At 62.3% G+C, this 1,000-nt stretch carries 3 protein-coding genes; all 3 read left to right on the top strand.

Translation table 11 applies throughout. The features are described 5' to 3' along the window. Nucleotides 1–222: hypothetical protein (locus tag MJD61_14900; protein MCG8556558.1), on the top strand; the 222-nt coding region annotated here is incomplete at its 5' end. A 40-nt stretch (nucleotides 223–262) separates the two neighbouring features. Continuing rightward, the gene (locus MJD61_14905) at nucleotides 263–649 is read left to right on the top strand and encodes a putative toxin-antitoxin system toxin component, PIN family (protein ID MCG8556559.1); all 387 of its coding nucleotides are present in this window, start codon (nucleotides 263–265) and stop codon (nucleotides 647–649) included. A gap of 6 nt (nucleotides 650–655) precedes the next feature. Next, nucleotides 656–1,000, top strand: a 345-nt coding sequence (locus MJD61_14910) for a hypothetical protein (protein MCG8556560.1), incomplete at its 3' end; no start/stop codon positions are given.

Raw genomic sequence — 1,000 nt, forward strand, 5'->3', positions numbered from 1 at the left:
CCGTTCGGCGCATTCGCAGTCGAGCCCGTGGAGGGACCCGCAATTCTCTCGATTCGATCGAGGGCAGCCCAGACCTTGAGAGATCTCCAGGAATCGGCATCTGCGGATGGTCTGGACGAGCTCTCGGAACAAGACATAGAGGCAGAGATTCGCGCCTCACGGGCGGCGCGAGGCGTAGAATTCTCCTCGGACGCCGATACCTCTGTCATCAAGAGCGGGTAGCAAGCCCACGTGCGGGTCGTGCTCGACCGACACGAACGTCATGGTTTCGGCCCTCCTCCATCCACAGAGGCTTCCCGCGCGCGTCGTCATCGCGGCAATCCAGGGACGTGTCATCCCGCTCTTCGATCAGCGGATCCTTGACGAGTACCATGACGTATTGTCACGCTCCAAGTTTCGCTTCGAGAGAGATCAGGTCGCCCTGCTCTTGGCGGACCTTGAGTCGTTGGGCGAGAGCGTCACGATCGCCAACCCGGCGCCCGATGCGCCAACTCCCGATCCGGCCGACCGACCGTTCCTTGAAGTGGCGATCGCCGGCAGAGCAGATGCACTAGTAACCGGCAACAGGCGCCATTTTCCTGATGGCTTGGGCGTCGCAATACTGTCGCCAGCGGAACTCATGAACGAGTTGGAGGGCGCGACACGCTGAATCCCGGTGCGCAGGATAGTCGTTGGCGGGGAACGTAGCGATCAGCCGCGGCTGAAACTCGATGAGGCCAAGGCCAGGGCCGCGCCCGAGCTCGCCGTGCTATCGGCCATGGCACATGGAGCGAGCGCGGCTCCCGAGCAAGCATTGCAGGTAGCGGTTGCAGCGCTCGGAGCCTTGGCAGGATTGGACCACGAGCAAGCCCTGCTATACTCAGATATGGTCTACGGCTCGCTCGGCGAAGCGGCCCGAAAGGCCCTCGAAGCTATGGATTTGAACAAGTACGAGTTTCAGAGCACCTTTGCCAAGCGCTTCCTCGCTCGGGGACGCCAAGAGGGACGCCAAGAGGGGCGC

The organism is Pseudomonadota bacterium (genome assembly GCA_022361155.1).
GTDB lineage: Bacteria > Myxococcota_A > Polyangia > Polyangiales > JAKSBK01 > JAKSBK01.